This window comes from Streptomyces sp. NPDC038213 (assembly GCF_055600495.1).
In genome coordinates, this window is sequence record NZ_JBVJYM010000006.1 from 15,883 (window position 1) to 35,074 (window position 19,192).

A 19,192-nucleotide genomic window follows, 5' to 3' on the forward strand; every position below is an offset into this window, starting at 1 on the left:
ACCCATGCCACTGACAGTCCGCCTGGCGGTGACGGCTCCCGCCGGTCCCACCGGGCGCCGTCAGCCCCCCTCTGACCCGCCCGTCCCGGCCGCCCCGCCAGCCCCTTCTGAACCGTCCGGCCCGTCCGGCCCGTCCGGCCCGTCCGGCCCGTCCGGCTCGTCGTACCAGGAGAAGGCGGAGATCCGCCAGCCCTCGGGGGTGCGGACGAACTGGATGGTCTTGCTCCCGCCGCCCTCGAAGGCGACCCCGTCGAGGATCCCGGACTTGCGGTAGCCGCCGAACCGCGAGGCGATGCCGCCCGCGATCTCGGTGCGCCCGCCGGTCTCCCACTCGGCGAACTCGGTGAGCCGGTCCCCGTCGAGCAGCTGCTGCCGCGGCTCGATGAACCCGTCCACGGTGTACACGGCGAAGTCCGGCCCGGTCTTGACGATCACCCCGCCGGGCAGCATGAGCCGCCGGAGCCGTCCGAGGTCGGCGGTCCTGCCGCCGCGGGTGTCGAAGGCGCCGAAGAACTCGGCGGTCAGCGCATCAAGTTCGATCATGGACATGTCCGCGACCGTAGCAGCGCCCGCCCGGCCCGGACAGACCCTCGCGCGAGCCCGCCGGGCCCGCCGCCGGGCTCAGCCGAGCCGGAGGACCGCGCAGGTGGTGGTGCCGTGGGCGTAGAGCCTGCCGTCGTGGGCGCCCGTGACCCGGGCCTCGGCGGTGGCGGTGGTGCGGCCGACGTGGAGCGCGGTGCCCGTGCAGCGGAGGGCCGGGGTGCCGGCGAGGACCGGGCGGATCATGTGGACGCCCAGCTGGACGGTGGTGTAGGTGGTCCCGGCGGGGAGTTTCGTCATGACCGCCGACCCGAGCGCGGAGTCGAGGAGGGTGGCGAGGAACCCGCCGTGGACGGTGCCCATCGGGTTGAGGAGGTGGTCCCCGGGGTCCCCCGCGAAGACGGCCGTGCCGTCGCCGACCTCCGTGAGGCGGAAGCCCATCGTGCTCCCCATCGAGGGGGCCGGCAGCTTGCCGTCGAGCATGGCCTGGAGGATGTCCCGGCCGGTCATCCCGAGCACCTCGGGGAAGGGGTCCGGGCGGGGCTGCCAGGTGTGCGTACGGGAACGGGTGCCGTCGGATGCAGCGGGGGTGGCGTGCTCTGTCATGGCGCGAGCCTAAGGGCCCCGGGGGCGGACGGGGAGTGTCGGATCCGACGCGTTGGGGGCCGTTTCCGACACCGGGCCGAGCAGTAGGGTGCGGGGATGGAGACAGCGGTTCTGGTCCTGGACGGGGTGTTCGACTCGGGGGTGTCGGCGGTGCTCGACGTCCTGCACACCGCCAACGCGCTGCGCGGGCGGCTGCCCGCCCCGCCGCCCGCCTTCGCGGTCCGCACGGTCGGCACGCGGGCCCGGGTCCGCACCGGGCTGGGGCACCGGATCGACGCGGAGCCGGCCGCGGCGGCCGCCGGGGCGGACCTGCTGCTGGTGCCCGCCCTCATGGAGCGGCGGCCGGAGGCCCTCGTGGCGGCGGTGGCCGGTCCCGGGCTGCGGACCGCGCGGCGGCTCCTGGTGGAGGCCCGGGAGCGGGGCACGCCGGTGGCGTCCGCGTGTACGGGCACGTTCCTGCTGGCGGAGTCGGGCGTCCTGGACGGGCGCCGGGCCACCACCGGCTGGTGGCTGGCCCCGGTGTTCCGCGAGCGCTACCGGCGGGTGCGCCTGGACGAGACCCGGATGGTGACCACCTCGGACGGGGTGACCACGGCGGGCGCGGCCTTCGCGCACCTGGACCTGGCCCTGGCGGTGGTCGCGGCGCGGAGCCCCGCACTGGCCGACCTGGTGCGCCGGTACCTGGTCGTCGACGACCGGGCGGGCCAGGCGGCTTACGCCATCCCCAGCGCGCTGGCCCGCCACGACCCGCTGGTCTCGGCCTTCGAGGAGTGGGTGCGGGCCCGGCTGGGCGGGCCGCTGACCATCGCCGCGGCGGCCGGGGACCTCGGGGTCAGCGAGCGCACCCTCCAGCGGGCCGTCGCGCGCACGGTGGGGTGCACGCCGATCCGCTTCGTGCAGGACCTGCGGGTGGAGCAGGCGGAGCACCTGCTGCGGACCACGGACCTGTCCCCCGCGGCGGTGGCCCGCCGGGTCGGGTACGAGGGGCCGGGTCCGCTGCGCGCGCTGCTGCGCGCCCGCCGCGGGGCGGGGCCGCAGGGGCCCGGGCCGCGCGGTTGATACCGGCCCGGGCCGGCGGTGCTCAGTCGTCGGAGGTGTAGCGGGAGCGGGCCCAGAGGGGCAGGACGAACCAGGCGAGCAGGTACCAGGAGAGGACCCCGCCCACCAGCCAGGGGACGATCGGGTCGTGGGTGGCGACCCGCAGGATCAGGAGCAGCGCGCAGGTCAGGGTGGCCAGGAGGAGGACCAGTCCGACGAAGGTGAGCCGCGAGGCCCAGACCACGGCCTGGGGCTTGATGCGGCGGCCGGAGACGATGCGGTGGAAGGCGACGGGCCCGATGAGGGATCCGGTCGCGAGGGAGCCCGTCATGACGGTGATGATGTAGAGGGTCTTGTCGGCCTGCTCCAGCCCCTGGAAGTGCGGGGTGAACACCACGGTCAGCAGGAAGCCGAAGAGGATCTGCACTCCGGTCTGCGCCACGCGGATCTCCTGGACGAGCTCCTGCCAGCGCCGGTCGGCCCGGTCCGTCTCGCTCTCGTCGCGGCGCCGGTCCCGGCCGTCCGCTTCCCCGTCCCGTCTGCCCGTGTCCCGGTCCTGGCCCTGCCTCATCGGGCACCTCCCTCGGTGTGTCCGTCGGTCGCACATCTGATGCGTGCGCATGTACCCGGGAACGCGTGTTCCATGGCTCCCGTGCGCAGGAAAAACGCCGGGGCCCGCGGGGAGCGCGTACGCTCCCCGCGGGCCCCGGCGGGACCGGACCGGAGGGGTCAGCTGCCGACGGCGGCGTTGCCCGAGAGGACCGGGATGTTCTCGACGAGGTGCGAGAGCGGCTCGTCGCCCTTGGCCTGCGTGGAGTTCTCGGCGCACTGCTGGACCTGCGGGGCCGACAGCACCGGGATGTCCTGGATGCCGACGTTCACGAGGGCCGCGACGGACTGCACGTTGGCCTTGGCCGGGACGCCGATGCAGAGCTTGTTGGCGGTGCCCTGGACGAGGGAGGCCTGCGGGCTCAGGGCGCCCTTGGTCTCGCCGTTGCCGTAGACCTGCTGCGAGCCGTTGCCGTTGACGGTGTTGACCCCGTTGTCGTTGCCGATGGCCACGGCGGAGGTGGCGAAGGCAGCGCCCAGGCCGAGCAGGGACGCGGTGGCCGCGGCGGTGGCCATCATCTTCTTGAGCATGGTTCGTCTTTCTGTTGCACGAGATCCCGACGGGAGCCCACTGGACAACGGCCGCCGCAGCCGGTGGTTGCGTGGCGTCACTCCAACGGCGGGTACCCGGGCGCCAGTACGGCGTCCAGCATCCGGCGGCACACCGCGGCCAGTTCCACCGGGTCCGGCCGGGGCCGGGAGCGGGCGAGGGCCCCGGCGAGGCGGTCGTAGAGCAGCCCGTCGGTCCAGGACACGAGCAGGTCGGCGGCGGCGCGCGGGTGTTCGGCGCCGAGGGCCTCCAGCACGGCCGCGGCGCGCTGCCGGGCGGCGAGTCCGGCCCGGTGCAGGGCGGCGCCGAGCTCGGGGTCGCGGGCGGCCTCCAGGCTGAGCTCGTAGCGGGCCAGCTGGCGGGAGCGGCCCTCGGTGAGCCAGCGGTGGAGCAGGGCGCCGTAGGCAGCGGCGGCGAGGGCCCGGGGATCCTGCGGACCCCCGGCGGCGCCGGCGCCGCCCCTCCCGCCGGCCGCGCCCGGGAGCCGGGAGGTGTCCGACTCGGCGTCGGCCAGGTCCAGTTCGGCGAGCCGTTCGTAGCAGGCGCCGATCAGGGCGGTGCGGGTCCGGAAGTAGTACGAGGTGCTGCCCGCGGGGAGCCCGGCGGCGGAGTCCACGGCCCGGTGGGTCAGCCCGCGCAGCCCGGAGGCGGCCACGGTCGCGATGGCGGTGTCGGCGATGAGTGTTCTGCGGTCGGGGCTGGACATACCGGCACTCTACAGCTGTAGAGTGCCGGTCAGCGTCCTCTACATCCGTAGAGGGCGGGTGGGGTCGGCAGCGGGCGACGGAGGGTTTCTCTCATGGCACAGCGGCACGCGGTGGTGGCCGGGGCGGGGATCGGCGGGCTGACCGCGGCGGTGGCACTGCACCGGCGCGGCTGGCGGGTGACCGTCTGCGAGCGGGCGCCGGGGCTGAGCGCCGCCGGGGCGGGCATCGTCCTGGCACCGAACGCCCTGGCCGCCTACGAGGCCGTCGGATTCGATCCGGCGACAGCCGCCGGGCGGGGCGTACCCGCGGCGATGGGCGTGCGCAGCCACCGGGGCACCTGGCTGAGCCGGACCGGCGCCGGGGCCGTGGCCCAGCGGTTCGGCCGGCCGCCGCTGGCCGTGCTGCGCCCGGCGCTGGCGGCCGCACTGGCCGGTGAACTGCCGGACGGCGTACTGAACTTCGGGTCCGAGGTATCCAGCGTGGTGGACTACGGGGAGGCCGGGGCGCACGGGCGGGCGGTGGTGCGGACCGCCGCGGGGGACCTCGAAGCCGACGTGGTGCTCGCGGCGGACGGCCTCCACAGCCGGCTGCGCCGCAGCGCGTTCCCCGGGCACCCGGGGCTGCGCTACAGCGGGGAGACGGCCTGGCGCACGGTGCTCGACGGCCTTGAGGACCCGGACGGCACGGACGGCACGGACGGGCTCAGCGGGCCGGACGGGCCGGACCGGGCCCGGCACCGGGCCGCCGGGGAGACCTGGGGCCGCGGCGAGCGCTTCGGGGTGGTCCCGCTCGGCGCGGGGCGCGCGTACGTGTACGCCACCGCCGTCGTCCCGGAGGGCACGCGGCCCGCGGACGTCCGCGCCGAGCTCCAGCGGCGCTTCGGCCGCTGGCACGATCCGATACCGGACCTCCTCGACCGCATCGGGCTGCTCGGCCCGGCGGCCGTGCTCCAGCACGACCTGTACGAGCTGGACGGCCCGCTGCCGCGGCTGCACCGGGGCCGGACGGCCTGGCTGGGCGACGCCGCCCACGCGATGACGCCCAACCTGGGCCAGGGCGGCTGCCAGGCCGTCGAGGACGCGGTGTACCTCGCGTACGCGCTCGACGGCCCCGACGTGCCGGCGGCGCTGCGCGGCTACACCCGGGCCCGGCTCCCCCGTACGGACGCGGTCCGGGTGCGGGCCGCCCGGGCGGGGCGGGTGGCCGCGCTGCGGAATCCGGCGGCCGCCGCGCTGCGCGACCTCGCCCTGCGGACCGTCCCGGAGCGCGTCGCCCTGCGCGCGCTGGACGGCCTGTTCGGCGGGTTCCGGCTGCCGGACCCCGACGGCGTACGGGCCCCCGGCCCGGCGGCGCACCGGGCCGGCTGAGCCCGCCGGATCCGGGCACCGGGCTCGGTCAGCCGCCCTGCGGGGCGGGTACGGGGTCCACGAGGTCGGCGCCGTTGTTGCGGACGCTGTTGACGCGGGTGGAGACCGGGCGGACCTCCAGGCGGCCGTAGGCCGGGGTGTGGAGCAGGGCGCGGAGGTCGTGGACGTCCTGGTGGGCGGGGTCGAGCCAGGTGCCGAAGTCCTCCGGGGCCAGGGCCAGCGGCATCCGGGGGTGGACCCGGCCCGCCGCGTCGTCCGCCTCGGTGGTGATGACCGTGCAGGTGGCGAGCCAGGCGGCCGGGTCCCCGTCGTCCGGTACGGCCGGGTCCCGCCAGAACTCGTACAGCCCCGCCATGGCCATCACGGAGCCGTCCTCGGGGCGGATGAAGTAGGGCTGCTTGTACGCCTTCGTGCCGGGGCCGGCCGGGACGGGCTCCCATTCGTAGAACCCGTCGGCGGGCAGCAGGCACCGGCGCCTGGCGAACGCGCGCCGGTAGGCGGGCTTCTCGTGGACCGTCTCCACCCGGGCGTTGATCATGCGGGCCCCGGCGGCCGGGTCCTTGGCCCAGGAGGGCACCAGGCCCCAGCGCAGCGGGCGCAGGGTGCGCTCGATCTCCCCGGTGTCCCGGTCGGGCCGTTCGAGCACGGCCCACACGGGTTCGGTCGGGGCGACGTTCCAGCTGGGCGCGAGGGCCTCCTCGGGGTCCCAGCGGGTGGCCCCGAAGAGGCCCGCGAGGTCCTCGGGGCGCCGGGAGGATGCATAGCGGCCGCACATGCCCCCACTGTGCCAGCCCCGCCGGCTCAGCGGAGGCGGATCGCGGCGGTGTGGCCGGTGTCGGCGGGGCGGGTGTGCCGGAAGGAGACCTCGCCCCAGCGCGGGAATTCGAGGTCGGTGACGGCGAGGAGGCGGCCTCCCGGGTCGGTGAGGGAGCGGCGCACGGCCAGCCGGCAGCCGCCGGGGACCGGGACGGGGGCCGTGCCCGCGCCGTCCGGCGCGGTGCGCGTGACCGTGATCGTCTCGGTGACCCGGGCCTGGACGCCCGCGCGCGCGAGCCAGTGGTAGAGCAGGCTCAGGTCGGCGTTGTTGTCCGTGTGCAACCGGTCGAGGTAGCGGCGCAGTTCGGGGACGGAGGCCACGACGGCCGGGGCGAAGTAGGTGACCGCCTCCTGGACGACGGCGCCGGAGGCGTCGAGGGAGGTGTGGTGGTGCACGAGGGTGGGCAGGCCCGGCGAGAGCCCGAGCGGCCCGGCGAGGGCGCGCGGGGGCTCGGACCGCTGGAGGCGGGACCGGGCGGCGGCGGCGTCCTGCGGGGCGGGCGCCCCGGGGAAGGGCGGTACGGGCCCGCAGGCCGCGGCGGGCTCGGCGGGGAGGACGGCCACGGCGTGCGTGCCGCGCCGGTCGGTGACGACGATCCCCTCGTCGCGCAGCAGTTGCAGGGCGGATCTGACGGTCTGCCGGTGGACTCCGAACCGGGCGGCGAGCCCGCGCTCGGAGGGCAGGCGGCCGCCGGGTGCGATGGTGCGGCGGCGGATCTCGCGGCGCAGTTCCGCGGCGATCCGCAGGTAGCTCGGGGTCGCGGCGGCGGCTGTGGTGGCGCCGGTGTGGTCAGAGGACACGGCACTCTCCGGTGACGGATGGTGAGCGGCTGTGCGGGGAGTGCAACCAATCTAGCATTGGTCTATACCTCTTGGGGAATGCGGTACGGCCCATCTGACCGAAAGAGAGCAGCCGCCCGGTACCGCGCGCACCCGATTACCGGACGGTTCCGGCGAGTTGTACCCCGTACCCGCACGGTCGTACCCGGGACGCTGGCCGGAAATCGTCGGCGCTCACTCCGTGGCGGAGGGGGTGCGGGGGCGCCCGGAGCGGTCCCGGCCGCCGCAGCGGGGCCGAAACCCGCTCCCCGTGCAGGTTCCCGGAGTTCGCGGTCGGCGCAGCCCGTCAGCTGACCGCGAATCCGCCTCTGACCTGGGCGCGCGGCGCCCTCCTCCTGTGTTTCAGTGGGCCGATGGACATCCTGATACTGGGCGGTACGGCATGGCTGGGCCGCGAGATCGCGCGGCAGGCGGTGGCACGGGGTCACCGGGTGACCTGTCTGGCCCGCGGGGAGAGCGGGCCGCCCGCCGCGGGCGTGGAAATGATCGCCGCCGACCGGCGGGACCCGCACGCGTACGACGCGGTGGCGGACCGGGACTGGGACGCGGTGCTGGAGGTCTCCTGGCAGCCCGGGTTCGTCCGCGGGGCGCTGGCGGCCCTGGGCGGGCGGGCGCGCCACTGGACGTACGTCTCCTCGGTGAGCGCGTACGCCTCGCAGGCCCGGCCCGGTGACGACGAGTCGGCGGACCTGCTGCCGGCGGTGGAGGGCGCGGAGGCCGAGCGGGCGGAGTACGGCGGGGCCAAGGTCGCCTGCGAGCAGGCCTGTGGGGAGGCGGTGGGCGGACGGCTGCTGACCGCCCGGGCGGGGCTGATCGGCGGGCCCGGGGACGCCTCGGGGCGCTCCGGCTACTGGGTCGGCCGTGCGGCCCGCGACCCGCGGGGGCCGCTGCTGGTCCCCGACTCCCCCGGGGTCCCGACCCAGGTGGTCGACGTGCGCGACCTGGCCTCCTGGCTGCTGGACTGCGCGGAGCGGGGGGCCACGGGGACCTACAACGCGGTCGGGCCCGTCGTGCCGTTCGGGGACTGGGTCGCGCTGTCGCGGGAGGTGGCGGGGCACAGCGGGCCGGTGGTGAAGGCCTCTGAGGAGTGGCTGCTGGCCCGCGGGGTGGGCCAGTTCATGGGCGAGGAGTCCCTGGCCATGTGGATGGCGGACCCGGAGTGGGCCGGTTTCAGCGCCCGCAGCGGGGCCGCGGCGGCCGCCGCCGGGCTGCGCCACCGCAGCCACGCCGGGCTGCTGGCGGACACCCTGGAGTGGGAGCGGGCCGAGGGGCTGGACCGGCCCCGGCGCGCGGGCCTGAGCCCGGCCCGCGAGCAGGAGCTGCTGGCGGAGCTGGGCGGGCAGGAGGGCTGAGGCGGGGGGCCGGGCCGGCGGTCCCGGCCGGACCGGGCACGGCTCAGCCGCGCCGGGGCGGGGCCGCCGGCACCGGCGCGCCGTGCGGCGGCCGGGGCTCGCCCCGGCCGCGGCCGTCAGCCGTCGAGCAGGGCGGCCAGGCCGGTGTAGCCCTCGTCGTGGAGGCGCTGGCCCGAGACGGGGTAGTAGCTCTTGTCCACGCAGACGCCGAGCCCCTCGACCATGCGGTTCATGAAGTTGAACAGCGCGCAGACCATCACGGCGTCGTGCAGGGCGCGTTCGTCCCAGCCGGCCGCGAAGACGGCCGCCGCGTCGGACTCGGCGAGCCGGGAGGGGCTGCGGGTGAGGATGCCGACGTAGCGCAGGACCGGCTTGAGCTTCTCGTCCACGGGGGCCGCGTCGAGGTCGGTGAGGGCGGCGGACAGGAGGCCCTCGGGGACGCCGAAGGCCTCGGCGGTCGCGGTGTGGATGCCGTGGCAGTAGCCGCAGTCGTTGAGCCCGGAGACGTACGCCGCGATCAGCTCGCGTTCGGCGACCGTCAGGGGCGAGTCCTCGCGCATGACCAGCTCGTGGAAGCCGAGCAGGGGGCGCGCGGTCTGCGGATAGGTCTTGAAGACCTGGAAGAGCGCCGCGTCGGGCGGCAGGGACTTCAGGTACGACATGGTGGCTGGACCTTCCCTACGTCCCGGCGATGCGGTCGATTTCGTCGCGGCGCAGCCAGCAGGCCGCGAGGTGGGCGGTGGTGGCGGGGCCCGCCTCGCCGATGGCGCTGCGGGCGAGCAGGTCCAGGGTCCGCGCCCAGGCCCGGCGCAGGGCGGCGGGGGTGCCCGCGGTGCCCCCGGCGGGGGCGAGAGCGGTGCGGGCCGTGCGCCAGCGGTGCAGGCCGGTCTCGACGAGGGCGTCGAAGTCGAAGGGGTCGGCCTCGTGCCGGACCCGGTCGACGGTCAGGAGCACCTGCGCGGGGTCGTCCGCGAGGGTGGCCAGGCCGAGGCCGGCGAGGAGGCGGGGGGCTTCCAGGCCGAGGAGGATCACGCCGGTCTCGGTCGCGGCCGGCTCGTCGGTGGCGCTCAGGGCGAAGCGGGAGTCGTACTCCTCCCCGTACTCCTCCTCGTGCGACTCACCGTCCCGCTGCCGGCCGGGCGCCGTCCGCAGGGTGTCAGACACGGACCATCTCCCGGTCGTCGGTACGGGCGGCGGCTGCGGTGCCCCCGGCGAGGAGGGCGGCGACGGCGGTGGCCACGCGGGCGGTGGCCACGCGGTGCCCGTCGATGTTGCGGGCGGCGGGGCCGAGGACCATGCCGGCCGCGGCGCCCACGGCGAAGACCCGCGGGGCGTTGCGGTACGACAGGGTGCCCGCGTCGAGGTCGGGCCAGCCGTCGCGGGCGTCGGGAACCCCGGCGGGCAGGAGCTGCTCGCCGTTGGAGACGGTCGTGCCGAGGGCCAGTACGGCGTGGTCGGCGACGACCGGCGGCGCGTCGGCGAGGTGGACCGCGACGCGTCCGGCGCGTCCGGGGCGGATGCCCGTGACGGCGCGGCCGCGGTGCACGGTGAGCCGGCCCTCCGCCTCGGCCTGCTGGAACAGCGGGCGGAACTCGAACATGACGGAGGCGCGGCGCTGTCCGCGCATGACGGTGAGCCGGTCCTCCCAGTGCGTGCCGTCGAAGCGGGCGCGGCCCTCGGCGCGGAAGAAGGAGGCGTTCACGTCGGCGCACTGGTAGCGCTCCTCGGGGGCGCGCACGATCCAGTGGGCCTCCTTGCCCGCGGTGAGGGCGTTGTGCACGAGGTGGGCGGCGCTGAGCCCGGCGCCGACGACGGCGATGCGGCCGGCGTCCGCGGGTACGGGCTGGTCCCAGTAGCCGACGCCGTGCGGGACGGCGCCGCCCTCCCACCAGTCGGCGGGCGCGGGGCGGCGCTCCTCGCCCAGGCAGAGCACGGCGGCGCGGGCGGTGACGGCGAAGTCCCCGCCGCGCACGGTCACGGTGTCGGCGCCGGGGCGGACGGAGGTGACGGGGGCCCGCCAGGTGCGCCGGTCCACGTGGTGGAGGTGGGCGACGTGGCGGCAGTACGCCTCGAAGACGTCGACGGGGACCACGGAGCGGTGCCCGGACTGCGCCATGCGGACCTCGCGGCGCTCGACGGGCGTCAGCCGGCTCCAGTGCAGCCGGGCGAAGTCGAGGAGCTCGCAGTCCTTGTAGCCCTCGACCCCGGGGTGGTGCTCGTACGGGGAGCGCAGGACGCGCTGGCCGAGGGTGTCGACGCGGTCGAAGAAGCGCCCGCAGGGGCGGCCGTCGCGGTCGAGGACGGCGACGTCGCGGACGCCGAGGTGCCAGAGCGCGGAGGCCGCGGCCAGGCCGGCGGGGCCGGCGCCGACGACGACCACGTCGGCGCGGGCCGGCGGTCGGGGGTCCCGGCCGGCACCTGCTGCCGTCCCCGCGGCCGGACGGGCACCCGTGCCCCGGCCGAGGCCGGGGCCGAGGGGCCAGTCGCGGCCGCGCGGCGAGTCGAGCAGGTGGGGCGGGGGAAAGAACCTGATCACCCGATGACCGTCACCGGGACGATGACCTCGATGACGGGGCGCTGCGGCATGCCCTCGGCGACCAGCCGCTCGACGGTGGTGGCGGTGAGCTCGGGGGTGTCGGTGAGGACGGGGCTGTACCGGGAGTACGCGTAGGTCGGCTTGCGGCCCGTGGTCTCCAGCGAGTACATCTTCACCACGGCCTCGCCGGGGCGGACTTCGCCGTCGAAGAAGGTCAGCCGGCGCTGGTCCGGGGTGATGAAGGACTTCGAGAACTGGCGCGACATGACCAGGGTGTCGGCGTCGTTGACGAAGACGGAGTCCTCGTCGGTCGCGGCCTGCATGGCGACCCAGGTGCGGTCGGTCAGGTTCGTCTCGGACTTGATGACCTGCCAGCGGCCGGGCTCCGGGAGGTTCACACGGACCGAGACGTCGTGGTCGACGGTGTCGATGGCTCCTGAAATCATCAGGACGCGGCGGCGCATGTCGGCAACGCCCGCCATCTGGATGTCACGGGCGCGCACGCGCGAAGAGACATCTATTCCGGATAAATCCAGCGGCGGCATTCGCACTCCCTGAATTCTGGGCAGACGGGCACGGCAGTGCCGGGTGCAGCCGAGATTTCCACAGGGCCCGCGACCCTGTCAAGCACACTTGTACGAGCGGGCGTTGGGGACAGCACGCCCGCCGCACACAACTCCTGAACTGCTCTCCTGGGCTGTCTCCAGGTCCTCTTGAGCCCGTCTCCGGGTGCCCTACGCCGCCCTGCCCTCCCCCAGGTCGATTCCCGGCACGTCGTCGACGGATCCGACGAACGCGATGTCGAAGGTCTCGAAGTCGCGGATGTGCACCTTGACGATCAGGTGCTCCCTCACCAGGACGAAGAAGTCCCGCGGCCGGTCGGTGTCCCCGAAGGTCTCGTACGTCTGGAAGGCCGTCCGGTCGGCGATGGCGAAGAGCACCTTGTGCACGGCGTTCCGGTCGATCTGGCCGACGCCCTCGGACCAGGCCTCGACCAGCTCCCAGCCCGTCCCCAGGCGCAGCCGGGGCACCCGGCCGGTGCGCTCGGACCCGCGGTCCGCCGTCCGGGCGCCCGCGGCCGGCGGCGCCGCCGTCGGCGCGGACCCGGCGCCCGCCTCCGGCTCCGCGCCGGCGGCCCGGCGGCGGGGCGTGCGGTGCGGACGCGCGGTCCCGAAGCCGGTGTCCAGGGGCTTGCCGAGCATGGTGGCGGCGATCCGCAGCCGGCTCCAGGCGGCGGGGCTGGGGCGCTGGCGCAGCAGGGCGCGCAGCACGCGGTCGGCGCTCCAGCCGTCGCCCGCGGCGAGGTACTCGCCCGCCTCCTCGAAGAGGAACTCGCCTTCCTCGTCTGTCAGTCCGTCCGGTGCGTGGGCGAGGGCCCCGATGCGCGCCTCCCGGTCGCTGACGGGCTCCGCCAGCAGCTCCCGCCCGTCCCCCTCCCCTCCTTCGTCCTCTCCCCCGGTGTCCGGCCCGGTCTCCGGCCCGGTCCCGGGGGCGGCTCCCGCGGTGGCGGCGGGCCCCGAGCGGCAGTGGATCGTGACGCTCCCGTCGGACTGCGCCACCAGGGTCTCGAAGAACAGCCGGGTGCCGTCGTCGAGGTGCTCGGCGTCCAGCACCTCGATGTCGCAGGGCCCGTTCTGCGCCAGCCAGGCCCGGCTGACCTCGCGGAAGCTGCGCACCACCAGCTCGGCGTGGAGCGCGCGGACCCGCTCGCGGGCGTGGACGAGGTCGATGCGGCCGCCCTCGACGCGGACCTCCTCGGCGCCGATCCCGGCGCAGGCGGGGTGGTCGGGGGCGATCAGCTTCAGCCCGAGCAGGGCGGGCCGGGGCCAGGACCCGGGGGAACCGGTGTCGATCAGGGCCCGCGCCGGTCCGAATCCGACGGCCGCGGGCTTGGCGCGTACAGCGAATTTACGCATCCCTACTCCTGAACTCCTCAATGCGACAACGCGAATGGAACGGACTCCCGAACAGCCCGCCGGAATTCCTTTCCGGCGCTCGGGCACTTAGCAAAGTAGGTACGAGTCAAGGGGGTCACATCTTCCAAATTGCTCTCGTCGCAGGGCTGTTGGCGCCGTACACACCACTTCACCAAGTCCGCATTGCCATCGGGCCTGGTCGGGTGCGTGGGCGGCCGCGCAGGGGGCGTCCGGGTGTTCAAGTGGGTGTTCAACCACCCTTGCGGCCCGCGGGGCCGGCGCGGGGGGCCGTACGGGGACTCGCACCGGGGCCCTCGGCGGGTGGGGGCGGTGCGGGGCGCGCCGCCGGGCCGGCCGGGTGGCGCAGGACTCCGCCCAGGGGGTGTTTCGCGCCAGTTTGACCGCCGGAACGGCAGGGTGCGGCGGCGCTCCGCCCGGAAGGTCTGCGGAGAAACGCGCGCGCGGGGGCGGATTCCGGCCTCCGGCGCGCGGCGGGCCCGCCCCGCCCCGCAAGATCGCCGATCTTCACGGGGGCGCAACTCGGTGCGTGCGCGTCCGGATAGGCCGTACGGCTTAGCCAGGTGCTTGGCCGGGTCCGCGGGCCGGTGGTACTCCTGCGGCCCGTACCGATCCCGCCTGCCCTTCGCCGGAGGAACAGCCATGCCCCAGATAACCCGCCGCCGCGCCCTGCTGGGCGCGGCAGGCACCGTGACCGCCCTGTCGGCGGCCGGAGTGACGCACGCCCTGGCCGCCAGCAGCCGCCCGGAGGAGCTGCGGGCCGAACCGGCCGCCGGATCCGGCGGGTTCGACGAGGTGTACCGCGGCCGCCGCATCCAGGGGGAGCCCGCCGCGGGCGCGGCCGGGCACTCCGGTGCGCACCGGGCTGCGGGGCACGCCGCCCCGGAGGGCTGGTCGGTCCGCATCGACGGGCGGGAGCTGCACCTGATGCGCAACGCCGACGGGACCTGGGTGAGCGTGGTCAACCACTACGAGACCTTCGGGGACCCGCTGGAGGCGGCGCGCGCGGCCGTCGTCAGCCTCCAGGGCGCCCAGCTGGCCCCGCTTCCGGCGGGGGCGGCCCGATGAGGATCCGCAAGGACCTGGCGCGGCTGACCCGCCCGGAGCGGCGGCGGTTCGTGAACGCCCTGCTGGTGCTCAAGCGCGAGGGGGTCTACGACCGCTTCGTCACCACCCACAACACCTTCCTGCTGGGCGATACGGACACCGGCGAGCGGGTGGGGCACCGGTCCCCGTCCTTCCTGCCGTGGCACCGCCGGTTCCTGATCGAGTTCGAGCAGGCCCTCCAGCGGGTGGACCGGCGGGTGACCCTGCCGTACTGGGACTGGACCCGCGACCGCACCCCGGCCTCCTCCCTGTGGTCCCCCGACTTCCTCGGCGGGACCGGGCGGGAGCTGGACGGGCAGGTGACGGACGGCCCGTTCGCGTACGCGCGGGGCAACTGGGAGGTGTCCGTGCGCATCGACGACTACCCCTTCCTGCGGCGGGCGCTCGGGGTCTCCGAGCGGGCGAAGCAGCTGCCGTCGAAGGAGGAGCTGGAGTCGGTGCTGGCCATCCCGGAGTACGACGCCGAACCCTGGAACAGCACCTGCCCGTCGGGGTTCCGCAACCACCTGGAGGGCTGGCGCGGGGCCAACATCCACAACCGCGTGCACGTGTGGGTCGGCGGCCAGATGGCGACCGGGGTCTCCCCCAACGACCCGGTGTTCTGGCTGCACCACGCCTTCGTGGACAAGCTGTGGGCGCAGTGGCAGCGCCGGCACCCGGCATCCGGGTACCTGCCCGCCGCGGCGACGGCGAACGTGGTCGACGCGCACGGCCCGATGCGGCCGTGGAACGACGTGACCCCGGCGGACCTGCTGGACCACCGGCCCTTCTACCGCTTCGACACCGACTTCCTGCCGCCGTTCCCGCGGCGGGACGCGGCCTGAGCCCCGCCGGCCGCGGCCGGCGGGGTACGACGGGGCTGACGTACCGTCACAGCACCTCGGTGCGGGCCCTGTCCAGGATGGCCGCGGTGTCCACGCCGGTGGGCAGGGTGCCGAAGGCGTTCCCGTGCCCGCCGCCCAGCCGGGAGGCGCAGAAGGCGTCGGCCACGGCGGCGGGCGCGTGCCGCTGGAGCAGGGAGCCCTGCAGGACGAGGGCCAGGGTCTCGGTCAACTGCCGTGCCCTGTACTCGGTTTCGGCCGGGTCGGACAGCTGCTTGCGCAGTCCGGCCACGGCCGCGTCGAGGTGCCGGTCGGCCCCGGCGGCCAGGGAGACCTCCGCGAAGTAGGCCTCCACCGCCTCCGGCTGACGGGCCATCGCCCGCAGCGCGTCCAGGGCGGCCACGTTCCCGGAGCCCTCCCAGATCGAGGACAGGGGCGCCTCGCGGTACAGGCGCGGCATCCCGGAGTCCTCGATGTAGCCGTTGCCGCCGAGGCATTCGAGGGCTTCGGCGGCGTGCGCGGGGGCCCGCTTGCACACCCAGTACTTGGTGGCGGCCAGCGCGAGCCGGCGCAGCAGCGCCTCGCCGCGGTCCCCGGCTGCGGCCCGGTCGGTGGCCCCGGCCAGGCGCAGGGCGACGGCGGTGGCGGCCTCGGACTCCAGGGCCAGGTCCGCGAGCACGTTGCGCATGAGCGGCTGGTCCGCGAGGGCCTTCCCGAACGCCCGCCGGTGCGTGGCGTGGTGGAGGGCCCGTACGGTGCCCAGGCGCATTCCGGAGGCCCCGCCGAGCACGCAGTCCAGGCGGGTCATGTTGACCATCTCGATGATGGTCGCGACCCCGCGGCCCTCCTCGCCGACGAGCCAGCCGACGGCCTCGTCGTACTCGATCTCGGCGGAGGCGTTGGAGCGGTTGCCGAGCTTGTCCTTGAGCCGCTGGAGGTGGAGGCGGTTGCGGCTGCCGTCGGGCAGGACCCTCGGCAGCATGAAGCAGGACAGTCCGCCGGGGGCCTGGGCGAGGGTGAGGAAGAGGTCGGACATCGGGGCGGAGGTGAACCACTTGTGCCCGGTGAGCCGGTACGTGCCGTCGGCGGCCGGGACCGCGGCGGTGGTGTTGGCGCGGACGTCCGAGCCGCCCTGTTTCTCGGTCATCGACATGCCCGCGATCAGGCCCTGCTTGGTGCCGGGCTCGCGCAGCCCGTAGTCGTACGTGCGGGAGGCCAGCAGCGGTTCCAGGCGGCCGGCGAGCGCGGGCGCGGCGCGCAGGGCGGGCACGGCGGCGTAGGTCATGGACACCGGGCAGGAGTGCCCGGCCTCGACCTGGCCCCAGACGTAGAACTTCGCGGCGCGGGCGGTGTGGGCGCCGGGCCGGTCCTCCCGCCAGGGTGCGGCGTGCAGCCCGTTCTCGACGGCCGTGCGCATCAGGCGGTGCCAGTGCGGGTGGAACTCGACCTCGTCGATGCGGTGGCCGTAGCGGTCGTGGGTGCGCAGGACGGGCGGGTTCTCGTTGGCGAGGCGGCCCCATTCGGCGGCCTCCTCGGAACCGGCCAGGACGCCGAGCGCGCGCAGCTCGGGCAGGGCCCAGGCGGCGCCCTCCCGGGCCACGGCCTCCAGCAGGGCCGGGTCGGCCGCGGCGTCGTGCCCGTGGTGGGGCGGTACCTGGTTGGTGACCTCATGCGTCCGGTGCATCGGGTACTCCGAGGGCTCGCAGGGTGAAGGCGGTCAGGGCGGGGACGAGTTCCCCGGGGGCGGCGTCCCCGTCGGCGAGCGGCCCGACGAGGGCCTCCGCGATGGCTCCGACGAGGGCGGCCGCGGTCAGTTCGGGTGCCTGCGACGGGAGTTCGCCGCAGGCGACCCCGGCCGCGATCCGCTCGGCGAACACGTCGCGGAAGGCGCGGCGGAAGACGAGCCGCTCGGTGTCCACGGCGGGGTCCGCGGGCTCGGCGAGCAGGGCGAAGGCCCGGCGCGGGGCCTGGAGGGCGCGGACGGCGAACACCTCGACGGCGCGGGCCGCCGCTGCGGCCGCGGTGCCGGGGCGGGCGGCCGCCTCCGCCACGGCCTCCACCTCGCGGGCCGCGAGGGTCCGGAAGAGGGCCGCGGCCAGTTCGGACTTGCCGGAGAACGACTGGTAGACGCTGCCGGTGGAGATCCCGGCCTCGGCCGCGATGGCGGCGACCGAGCAGCCGGCGTACCCCTCGCGGGACAGGAGGCGGACGGCGGCCTCGAGGACCGTGCCGCGACGGGCGTCGAGACGGGCCTGGACGGCGGGGGGTCGGCGGTAGGGCACGGAAGGATTGAAGCACCGATTCAGTGCTTCAGCCAGACCTGGGGGGGTGGTTGGGGCCGGTGGCGGCCGGGGGCGCGCAGGGCCGGAGTGGGCCCGGGGCAGCGGGCCGGACCGGGGGCCGGGCGGGCGGGCGGGTCACAGTGCGGGGCCCCTGTTTGTGGCGGCGGACCCCATAGGCAGGGGCCGGGCGCGGACCTAGCGTCCCGGGGGCCGCCCGTCCGCGGTCGCGGCCTCCCCCACCTCCCCCCACGCCCCCACACCTCTCTTACGGAGTGCCCATGACAGTCCAGAAGGACCCGCGAACCCGGCGCGTGCTGGGAGTCCTGCGATCGGCACCGTCCGCGCGTACCGCGCGCGCCGCGGCCGCGCCCGCGGCCCCGACGACCGCAGTGGCCCCGCGCGCCCTCACCCGGCCGCCCCGCCCGCCGCGCAGGCGCGGGCTGCGCCGGGCGGCCGCCGTGGCCCTGCTCGCCGCCGCGGTCCAGCTGCTGCCGGCCGCGGGCGCGCCCGCCGTCGCCGGGCCGGACTCCCCCGGCCGTACGGCCGCCGCCGCGGCGGCCGCGGCACCGGCCCCCGTGGACGGGGAGCTCGGCCGCCTCGACATCCGGGGCGTGTACAGCGCGGGCGTGTCCTCCGGCGGATACATGGCCACGCAGCTGCACGTGGCCTACTCGGGGACCTTCGGCGGGTCCGGGGTCTTCGCCTCCGGCCCGTACGGCTGCGCGCGCGGGGACCTGTACACGGCCCTGTACGCCTGTATGGACACCGCCCAGGACCTGCGGCTCGACGCCCTGGAGGCCACCGCCCGCGACTGGTCGGCGCGCGGGCTGGTCGACCCGGTGGCCGGGCTCGACGGGGATCCGGTGTACGTGTTCAGCGGCTCCGGGGACACGACCGTCAGACGGCCCGTGGCCGATGCGCTCGCCGCCTTCTACGGGCGGTTCGGCGCCCGGGTGCGGTACGACCGCGGTACGGCGGCCGGGCACGCCTGGATCAGCCCGCTGGGCCCCGGCTCCTGTACGGCCACCCAGCACCCCTGGATCAACGACTGCGGTTTCGACGCCCCGCGCGACCTGCTCGGGCACCTGCTCGGCCCGGTCGCCGGACCGGCCGCCGCCCCGGCGGGCACACTGGTCCGCTTCGACCAGAACCGGTACGCGCCCGGCGGGCAGGCCGGCCCGCTCTCGATGGACGGGAAGGGGTACGCGTACGTGCCCCGGTCCTGCGCGCAGGGCGCCCCCTGCCGGCTCCTCGTCGCCCTGCACGGCTGCAAGCAGGGCGTCTCGTACCAGGGCTTCGGCACCCGCTTCATCGAGCTGGCGCACCTCAACGAGTACGCCGACACCAACGGCCTGGTGGTCCTGTACCCGCAGGCGGTGCCGACCGCGACCGCCGACAACCCCAACGGCTGCTGGAACTGGTGGGGCTACCTCGGGGACGCCGACCACGCCCGGCACGGCGGCCGCCAGATCGAGACGGTCATGAACATGGTCCGGGCCCTGGGAGGCGGCACGGGCGGCGGACCCGTGCCGGACCGGGTGGTCCTGCCGAGCGAGGACGCCCGCGACGGGTACGTGAAGGCCGCCGCCGACGGTTCCGGCGCGGCCGTGGGCCCGTACGAGGACCTGTACGGGCTGGCCCTGGGCCGCGGCACGGACGGCCGGCACAACCGGACCGTGCTGTCCTTCGACACCTCGGCGCTCCCGGCGGGCCGGCAGGCCGTCCGCGCGTACGTGACGCTGACCCGCAGCGGGGGCTCGGGGGACCCGTGGTCCGGCCCCGCCGGGAACCGGCTGCTGCTCGACGTGGCGGCCGGCTGCCTCGGCGGATGCGCGCTGGAGGCCTCCGACTGGGGCGCGGCGGCAGCCGCTCCCGGCGCCGCCGCGGTCGCGGCCTTCGCCTCGGGGGCGCAGGCCTCGGGCGACCTGTCGGCCGCGGGGCTGGCCGCGCTGAACCACGGGGGCACCGTGCAGGTCCGGCTGCGGTTCGAGCAGCCGCAGACGGCGACCGCGTACCTGTTCGTGAACCGGGACGCGCCGGCCACGCTGACGGTGGAGTACCGCTAGCGGGCCGGCGGCGGGCCGGGC

At 75.9% G+C, this 19,192-nt stretch carries 20 protein-coding genes; 6 read left to right on the forward strand and 14 right to left on the reverse strand.

All coding sequences use genetic code 11. From position 1 onward, the window contains the following. Window positions 1-60: 60 nt before the first annotated feature. The gene (locus ACZ7JZ_RS11620) at window positions 61-549 is read right to left on the reverse strand and encodes a DUF4440 domain-containing protein (protein WP_470936481.1); all 489 of its coding nucleotides are present in this window, start codon (window positions 547-549) and stop codon (window positions 61-63) included. Between the two features lie 72 nt (window positions 550-621). Next, window positions 622-1,146 carry a PaaI family thioesterase gene (locus ACZ7JZ_RS11625; protein ID WP_470936484.1) on the reverse strand — a complete coding sequence of 175 codons (525 nt, stop codon included), beginning with the start codon at window positions 1,144-1,146 and terminating at the stop codon, window positions 622-624. 96 nt (window positions 1,147-1,242) lie between these two features. Here ACZ7JZ_RS11625 and ACZ7JZ_RS11630 point away from each other — a divergent pair, with 96 nt between their 5' ends. Further along, window positions 1,243-2,205, forward strand: a complete 963-nt coding sequence (locus ACZ7JZ_RS11630; protein WP_470936487.1) for a GlxA family transcriptional regulator — start codon at window positions 1,243-1,245, stop codon at window positions 2,203-2,205. A gap of 22 nt (window positions 2,206-2,227) precedes the next feature. Here ACZ7JZ_RS11630 and ACZ7JZ_RS11635 read toward each other — a convergent pair whose 3' ends face one another. The 3 genes from ACZ7JZ_RS11635 to ACZ7JZ_RS11645 form a co-directional block, all read right to left on the reverse strand. Beyond that, on the reverse strand, window positions 2,228-2,755 hold the full coding sequence (locus ACZ7JZ_RS11635) for a DUF6328 family protein (RefSeq protein ID WP_470936490.1): 528 nt from the start codon (window positions 2,753-2,755) through the stop codon (window positions 2,228-2,230). Window positions 2,756-2,913: 158 nt separating this feature from the next. Further along, a complete protein-coding gene (locus ACZ7JZ_RS11640) occupies window positions 2,914-3,324 on the reverse strand; it encodes a rodlin (RefSeq protein WP_470936493.1) in 411 nt (136 codons plus the stop codon). Between the two features lie 77 nt (window positions 3,325-3,401). Then, entirely contained in the window at window positions 3,402-4,049 is a 648-nt protein-coding gene (locus ACZ7JZ_RS11645) for a TetR/AcrR family transcriptional regulator (protein ID WP_470936496.1), read from the reverse strand. A gap of 93 nt (window positions 4,050-4,142) precedes the next feature. Between ACZ7JZ_RS11645 and ACZ7JZ_RS11650 the strand changes: the two genes are divergently transcribed. Further along, entirely contained in the window at window positions 4,143-5,417 is a 1,275-nt protein-coding gene (locus tag ACZ7JZ_RS11650) for an FAD-dependent monooxygenase (RefSeq protein WP_470936499.1), read from the forward strand. 28 nt (window positions 5,418-5,445) lie between these two features. Here the strand turns inward: ACZ7JZ_RS11650 and ACZ7JZ_RS11655 are convergent, their stop codons facing one another. Together ACZ7JZ_RS11655 and ACZ7JZ_RS11660 are read right to left on the reverse strand one after the other, a co-directional pair. Then, a complete protein-coding gene (locus ACZ7JZ_RS11655; protein ID WP_470936502.1) occupies window positions 5,446-6,192 on the reverse strand; it encodes an SOS response-associated peptidase in 747 nt (248 codons plus the stop codon). 26 nt (window positions 6,193-6,218) lie between these two features. Further along, a complete protein-coding gene (locus tag ACZ7JZ_RS11660; RefSeq protein WP_470936505.1) occupies window positions 6,219-7,034 on the reverse strand; it encodes a GntR family transcriptional regulator in 816 nt (271 codons plus the stop codon). A gap of 392 nt (window positions 7,035-7,426) precedes the next feature. Here ACZ7JZ_RS11660 and ACZ7JZ_RS11665 point away from each other — a divergent pair, with 392 nt between their 5' ends. Then, window positions 7,427-8,425 (forward strand): NAD-dependent epimerase/dehydratase family protein, encoded by a 999-nt coding sequence (locus tag ACZ7JZ_RS11665; protein ID WP_470936508.1) that lies wholly within the window; start codon window positions 7,427-7,429, stop codon window positions 8,423-8,425. Window positions 8,426-8,541: 116 nt separating this feature from the next. Here ACZ7JZ_RS11665 and ACZ7JZ_RS11670 read toward each other — a convergent pair whose 3' ends face one another. The 5 genes from ACZ7JZ_RS11670 to ACZ7JZ_RS11690 form a co-directional block, all read right to left on the reverse strand. Next, complete coding sequence (locus ACZ7JZ_RS11670) at window positions 8,542-9,087, reverse strand: carboxymuconolactone decarboxylase family protein (RefSeq protein ID WP_470936511.1); 546 nt, start codon at window positions 9,085-9,087, stop codon at window positions 8,542-8,544. A gap of 16 nt (window positions 9,088-9,103) precedes the next feature. Then, window positions 9,104-9,589 (reverse strand): DUF6187 family protein, encoded by a 486-nt coding sequence (locus ACZ7JZ_RS11675; protein ID WP_470936514.1) that lies wholly within the window; start codon window positions 9,587-9,589, stop codon window positions 9,104-9,106. Then, a complete protein-coding gene (locus ACZ7JZ_RS11680; RefSeq protein WP_470936517.1) occupies window positions 9,582-10,961 on the reverse strand; it encodes an FAD-dependent oxidoreductase in 1,380 nt (459 codons plus the stop codon). Before ACZ7JZ_RS11680 ends, ACZ7JZ_RS11675 begins: the two co-directional genes overlap by 8 nt. After that, window positions 10,958-11,464, reverse strand: a complete 507-nt coding sequence (locus ACZ7JZ_RS11685; protein WP_470936520.1) for a DUF6423 family protein — start codon at window positions 11,462-11,464, stop codon at window positions 10,958-10,960. The genes ACZ7JZ_RS11680 and ACZ7JZ_RS11685 overlap by 4 nt, the downstream gene beginning before the upstream one ends. Before the next feature lie 231 nt (window positions 11,465-11,695). Continuing rightward, window positions 11,696-12,877, reverse strand: a complete 1,182-nt coding sequence (locus ACZ7JZ_RS11690) for a DUF6235 family protein (protein WP_470936523.1) — start codon at window positions 12,875-12,877, stop codon at window positions 11,696-11,698. A gap of 660 nt (window positions 12,878-13,537) precedes the next feature. On the opposite strand from ACZ7JZ_RS11690, the gene melC1 reads away from it, so the two are divergent. Both melC1 and melC2 read left to right on the forward strand, forming a co-directional pair. Further along, complete coding sequence (gene melC1, locus ACZ7JZ_RS11695) at window positions 13,538-13,963, forward strand: apotyrosinase chaperone MelC1 (protein WP_470936526.1); 426 nt, start codon at window positions 13,538-13,540, stop codon at window positions 13,961-13,963. Beyond that, entirely contained in the window at window positions 13,960-14,826 is an 867-nt protein-coding gene (gene melC2, locus ACZ7JZ_RS11700; protein WP_470936529.1) for a tyrosinase MelC2, read from the forward strand. Before melC1 ends, melC2 begins: the two co-directional genes overlap by 4 nt. Before the next feature lie 46 nt (window positions 14,827-14,872). Here melC2 and ACZ7JZ_RS11705 read toward each other — a convergent pair whose 3' ends face one another. Together ACZ7JZ_RS11705 and ACZ7JZ_RS11710 are read right to left on the reverse strand one after the other, a co-directional pair. After that, entirely contained in the window at window positions 14,873-16,507 is a 1,635-nt protein-coding gene (locus ACZ7JZ_RS11705; RefSeq protein ID WP_470936532.1) for an isovaleryl-CoA dehydrogenase, read from the reverse strand. Then, on the reverse strand, window positions 16,491-17,105 hold the full coding sequence (locus ACZ7JZ_RS11710) for a TetR/AcrR family transcriptional regulator (RefSeq protein ID WP_470936535.1): 615 nt from the start codon (window positions 17,103-17,105) through the stop codon (window positions 16,491-16,493). Before ACZ7JZ_RS11710 ends, ACZ7JZ_RS11705 begins: the two co-directional genes overlap by 17 nt. A gap of 278 nt (window positions 17,106-17,383) precedes the next feature. On the opposite strand from ACZ7JZ_RS11710, the gene ACZ7JZ_RS11715 reads away from it, so the two are divergent. After that, window positions 17,384-19,171 (forward strand): extracellular catalytic domain type 2 short-chain-length polyhydroxyalkanoate depolymerase, encoded by a 1,788-nt coding sequence (locus tag ACZ7JZ_RS11715; protein WP_470936538.1) that lies wholly within the window; start codon window positions 17,384-17,386, stop codon window positions 19,169-19,171. Window positions 19,172-19,192 lie beyond the last annotated feature (21 nt).